The organism is Rathayibacter iranicus NCPPB 2253 = VKM Ac-1602, from assembly GCF_003149025.1.
In the GTDB taxonomy this organism is placed as follows: domain Bacteria; phylum Actinomycetota; class Actinomycetes; order Actinomycetales; family Microbacteriaceae; genus Rathayibacter; species Rathayibacter iranicus.
Genome location: NZ_QGDV01000033.1, coordinates 1 through 4,862, shown reverse-complemented (window position 1 = coordinate 4,862; position 4,862 = coordinate 1). Strand labels below are relative to the sequence as shown.

The following is a 4,862-nucleotide window of genomic DNA, read 5'->3' as shown; positions in this document are numbered from 1 at the left end:
TCCACGACGTCGCGACCGGTGTGTTCACCCTCGCGACCAACGGCGAAGCGTTCTCCCACCTGTGGAACCAGCTGACCACCACCGCCGGGAAGGCCGCCTCGGGAGACGCGTTCGTCATCGGCCAGATCGCCGGGAACCTACTCCCCCTCGGCGCTGCGGCGAAAGTCGGCAAGCTCGACACCCTGCTCAACAAAACCGACGATCTCGGGCGTCTGATCACCAAAGCCGATGACCTCGACTTCGGGAAACACGTCACGATCGCCACCGCGAATGATGCCACCAGCGCGATGGACTGGCTCAAGAACCACCTCGGCGCGGGAAGAGTGACAGTCAGCGACGAATTCACACCGACAATACGGCCAGCAGACACGATTGACGGGTCGAGTGTGACGTCGCGTAGTGGAGGTCCAGACGTCGATGCTGGAAACCGCGGAGGCAGTGGTGATCAGTTACCTGCCAATGCCGGACTGTTGACGCTGAAGCCGGGCGAGCTTCCTCGTGCTGGGGAATCCTGGCGTGGCCAGACTGAGGGTGGACCCGGCATCTGGAGGGAAACACAAAAACGAAACGGGGGCGAGGAGTACCAAGAGTTCACCACACGCATGGAACGCGGCACAGAGTACCGAGTAAATGACGTAGACTTCGACGGATACGATCCAATCCGTAACGTGCTCATCGACGCCAAAGACTGGCAGAAGTACCCACCACTGAAACCCCAATTCTGGAAGACAAAGGCCCTAGACGATATTATAAAACAGGTTAAGGCAGCCGGCGACACTCCTGTCGAATGGCATTTCTCGACAGAGGCCGCCAAGCAAGCAGTTGATCTGCTGCTGACCGAGGAAGGCATCGAAGGCGCGATCAGAACCGTTTATACTCCGTATTGAGCTAGAGCGAGGAACCATGACTACGTTTGAACCATATCTCGGCGCATTTTGGCAACCACGTGAACTGACCTTCGGTCAGTTCACGATCCAGGTGCGAAAGTTCCTTGAAGGGCTACGAGAGTTGCATCCCGTCTTCAAAACCTGGTATGTGCTCGGCGACCGAATGAACGACGAGAAACCGCTCGGAGCTGATCTACAGCACCTTGAAAAGCTTATGCTCGAACGCGGCTGGGATAGGAGTGCTCCTAAGCATTTCTTCGCGCACCTTGATGATGATGGCTGCCCCACCGCGAATTCAACGACAAGTGTTGGTTGGCGCTTTAGCCTTGTGACCGAGCCAGAAAGGCAACAGACGCGTGACTTTGTGTACGTGTCGATATTTGCGGGAACTACAAGTCCTCGCCTGTTGAATAGGGTGTTGTTGAAGGTGGGCGATCCTGCGTCGCCGTTGCTTGACCCCGTGGTGTCTGAACGGGTGTTTCGATACATGATCGAGTTCTGGAACCCTGATCGCGCGCTCGTCACCGAGCGGGCTTACCGTGACGCAGTGCACGACTCAGAAACGAAAGAGCAGCTGGGTTGGCTGAACTACCGGGCAGACCCATCGTTCGTCGAGTTCCTCCCGGACGGGGTACGGCATGAGCCCCTCAAAGACGGGGTATTGTTCCGCATCGGCGACGGTCGCGTGCTCGGCGAGAACTCTCTGGAAGAGGTGCAACTCGGTCTGCGGATCCAACACGAGATCCTCGCTCGTAGGTAGGCGAAGGCAGCTCGGGAGGTATCTGAGCGGCGTTACGTTTTCTAAACCAAATAAATACTGAGGCTTATGCAAAATTTGGGTAGGACTTCACAAAAGCTCTGGTCAGAGGCTTGTTCGCTGAGCGTGCGAGGGAATTTTGCATAAGCCTCACCGTGCCCGAGACTAACCGAAGAGGAAGATGATGCCCAACGAGACTAGTTTTGAACGGCTGTCGGAGATCCAGAACGAGATTCTGAGCTTCAGCATGGAGCAGGTCGGTGATAAAGTCGACAAATTTTATGTGCAAGGTAGAATTACGGACGACAGTTATGGAAATGTCACAAGCGTCGAGGGTAACGTCAGGACTGTCATTGTCGGCGGTCGCGTCCTCGACGTCTCTGCTGTCCTGGACGACACCGGGTTCTATGAGAATGTCGCTTTCGTCAGGCCGCGAATCACGGAACTGCACGACATCCTCCGTACCGTGCAAGGTAAATCCCCAGTGCGGTTTCGCTGGGCGATGGACACCAAAGCGGGCACTGCTGAGAGTGATTGGACATACTACGACGATCTCTCTGCCGAGGAGAAGAAGGACGATTTCTGGCTGTTCTCGAAGGGTGACAACGCCTGGACGGCGCAGCTTGAGGCTGAGCTAGCCGGCGAGTAAGGCCACCGAGTGCACCCGGCACGAACCACAACTACGTGTACGAAACGAACGCTGACGGTCTGATCGAGCGGGTCATCGTCGAGAACCTCCATCTGAAGCCCACCGGCCGCCCTCGCTTCAAGCATGACCCGAACACGCCAGACAAGCTCCCCACGGGCGACGCGGCTCACCTGATCGCGGATGTCTTCGACGGCAGCCCAGAACTCGACAACCTCCTCAGCCAAGCAACAGTTCTCAACCGCGGCGCAGGCTCGAAATGGACGGAAATGGAACGCGCCTGGCGAAAAGCGCTATCCTCCGTTCGGCGCTGCGGCGAAGGTCACCAAACTCGACATCCTGCTCAACAAAACCGACGACCTCGGGCGTCTGATCACCAAGGCCGATGACCTCGACTTCGGGAAACACGTCACGATCGCCACCGCGAGTGAGACCACCAGCGCGATGGACTGGCTCAAGAACCACCTCGGCGCGGGAGGAGTGACAGTCAGCGACGAATTCACACCGACAATACAGCCAGCAGACCCGATTGACGGGTCGAGTGTGACGTCGGATAGTGTCGTCGTCGCCAACACGACCGACACCGTCAAGCACGCTTTCACCGCTACGAGAGACGACCTCCTCAACGCGCTCGGCAACGCCGAGAAGAAGCTCGGCGAGGTTGGGCAGAACCTCCACCCCGCGCCCGAACTCGCCGGTGGCGGGACACTCCCACCCGGCACACCACTCGCCGACGCCCTCACCCGTCTGTTCCGCACCACCGACACATCCGACACACCACGCACCAACTTCGGAGGCGGAAGCGGCTCTATAGGGTTTGAGTCGAGGCTCTCCAATGGCGATGTATTCTCCGCATCATTGCGCGGCGAGATCTTGACTGTCAAGGACATCAGTGTCAGGAACTTCGAGTACATCAAACGCGACCGCAGCGAGGCGACACAGCTGCGAAACGAATTCGACCGGAGGATCCGTAGCAACTTCCTCAAGAATCTGGCTCGAAAAGAGATGGATCTGCGTCACCTCGGGTTCGATGATGTTGATATCACCGACCTGAGAAATGGTAGGCTGCCGGACGGGTACCAGGTTCACCACAAGCATCCTCTTGATGATAGTGGTACTAACGATTTCGATAACCTGATACTCATGAAGAATCAGCCTTACCACAAGATGATGACGAACTATCAGATCGAAGCCACTAGGAGCCTCCGTGTCGGAGAGGGAAGATTAGTCCCTTGGCCCGAAATTCCGGGTGATGTGTACACGGGAGGTCAGCGATGATATGGCAAGAGGCACTTCTGGTTTTGGCTCGGGATAGAATCAGTCGAGGTCACTCAAACCCGGAACCCGCTCGAAATGTCGAAGAGTTCGTGAGATTTGCGGCGTCTGTGTGTGGTCTTTTCATTCCGGCTGAGTTCGCCGAATTCTGGAAGATTCAGAACGGGTTGGAGCACGACGGCAACGTTTTTTATCATGTCGACGCGGAGTTGAGTGACGACATAAACCCATTGGACGTCTCCACGAACAATGCGGTCATCGCCAGCAACATAATTTGGCATGAGGTCGAAGAGCAGCGCCGCTACACCTTTCTCGGGGACGGGAATATCGACTGGTTCGTCTACGACATCGAGCGCGAGAAGTACCTGATACTCGACAAGCCCTCTGCCGAAGAGATGGAGATGTTCGACACTTTCGATGAGTTCTTCTCTGCGATCCTGACGCGCTGGGTCGACCAACGCTAAAATCTCGTGGTTTCGCTGGCTGGTTCGACAAGCGCATTGGGGTGGGGAAGGGCGCTACTCGGTCGTCTGTGGTGTGAGAGTCTCGCGGCCTCGGGGAATATCAGTGGTCAGGGTGCTGATGCGATGCGCGCGTATATTCGGGAAGTGCATGTCCCGATCGTGCAGTCGCTGCTGGTGTGCCTGTCCACGTTCCAGACCGCGATCGGCGTGTATTGGAACGGGTATTCTCAGGTGGATACGGACGGGAATTTCCGGCTCGTGAACGACGAGTACGACGCCCACCGTGCCCAACTCGATACCGGCATCGAAAAGTTACGCGGATTCGCGACCGACCTGCGATCGATTGCTGCCCGCGCGTCGCACCTAGTGTCGCTGGACGGCGCAGGGGCGACCGCGGCGGATGCCGCTGCGGAGGGTTTCGAGCGGATGCGGTCGATCGCGAAGTCTCAGCAGGAGACGTGGGCGACGTATGAGGCCACCGATCCCGGGTTCGCGCAGGTGAAAAACCTTGTGGCGGAGTTGACCCGGGTTGTCGGGAACCTGGGGAGTCTCACTGTCGGGCAGGGACGCTCCTACCTGCCGGGAAGCTTTAACCTCACCCTCGGGACGCTGGGGGAATTGACCGGGGGGATGCTGGAGTACTGCCGGACGAATCAGCAGGTCGCCTCCGACGGGTGGCAGGCCCTGTTCTCCGGATACGTCGATGACGTCAAGGCGGAAGCGGAACGCCAGCGCAAAGAAGACGCCCTGTCGGGCCTGCTCTGGGATGGGCTGCAGACCGTCGCGGGCGCGGTCATTGTCACAGTGGGTGTAGCGGGGACGCCGTTCAGCGG

The 4,862-nt window shown here is 57.9% G+C and carries 7 protein-coding genes; all 7 read left to right on the top strand.

Annotated elements, in window-relative coordinates:
- Positions 1-887, top strand: an 887-nt coding sequence (locus B0H03_RS15810; RefSeq protein ID WP_207774260.1) for a Tox-REase-5 domain-containing protein, incomplete at its 5' end; no start/stop codon positions are given.
- A 16-nt stretch (positions 888-903) separates the two neighbouring features.
- The gene (locus B0H03_RS15805) at positions 904-1,647 is read left to right on the top strand and encodes an Imm52 family immunity protein (RefSeq protein ID WP_104354293.1); all 744 of its coding nucleotides are present in this window, start codon (positions 904-906) and stop codon (positions 1,645-1,647) included.
- Positions 1,648-1,828: 181 nt separating this feature from the next.
- A complete protein-coding gene (locus tag B0H03_RS15800) occupies positions 1,829-2,293 on the top strand; it encodes a hypothetical protein (protein ID WP_133248956.1) in 465 nt (154 codons plus the stop codon).
- A gap of 35 nt (positions 2,294-2,328) precedes the next feature.
- Positions 2,329-2,679 carry a DNA/RNA non-specific endonuclease gene (locus B0H03_RS17615; RefSeq protein ID WP_104354295.1) on the top strand — a complete coding sequence of 117 codons (351 nt, stop codon included), beginning with the start codon at positions 2,329-2,331 and terminating at the stop codon, positions 2,677-2,679.
- A 55-nt stretch (positions 2,680-2,734) separates the two neighbouring features.
- Positions 2,735-3,568 carry an HNH endonuclease signature motif containing protein gene (locus B0H03_RS15790; RefSeq protein ID WP_104354296.1) on the top strand — a complete coding sequence of 278 codons (834 nt, stop codon included), beginning with the start codon at positions 2,735-2,737 and terminating at the stop codon, positions 3,566-3,568.
- Positions 3,565-4,029, top strand: a complete 465-nt coding sequence (locus B0H03_RS15785; RefSeq protein WP_237399644.1) for a YrhA family protein — start codon at positions 3,565-3,567, stop codon at positions 4,027-4,029. The genes B0H03_RS15790 and B0H03_RS15785 overlap by 4 nt, the downstream gene beginning before the upstream one ends.
- A 123-nt stretch (positions 4,030-4,152) precedes the next feature.
- On the top strand, positions 4,153-4,862 hold a 710-nt coding region (locus B0H03_RS15780), incomplete at its 3' end, for an LXG domain-containing protein (RefSeq protein WP_243411142.1).

Bases quoted from the DNA above. Each gene is read 5' to 3' on its own strand.
- B0H03_RS15805 (WP_104354293.1), top strand. From the start codon at position 904: ATGACTACGTTTGAACCATATCTCGGCGCATTTTGGCAACCACGTGAA.
- B0H03_RS15800 (WP_133248956.1), top strand. From the start codon at position 1,829: ATGCCCAACGAGACTAGTTTTGAACGGCTGTCGGAGATCCAGAACGAG.
- B0H03_RS15790 (WP_104354296.1), top strand. From the start codon at position 2,735: ATGGACTGGCTCAAGAACCACCTCGGCGCGGGAGGAGTGACAGTCAGC.
- B0H03_RS15785 (WP_237399644.1), top strand. From the start codon at position 3,565: ATGATATGGCAAGAGGCACTTCTGGTTTTGGCTCGGGATAGAATCAGT.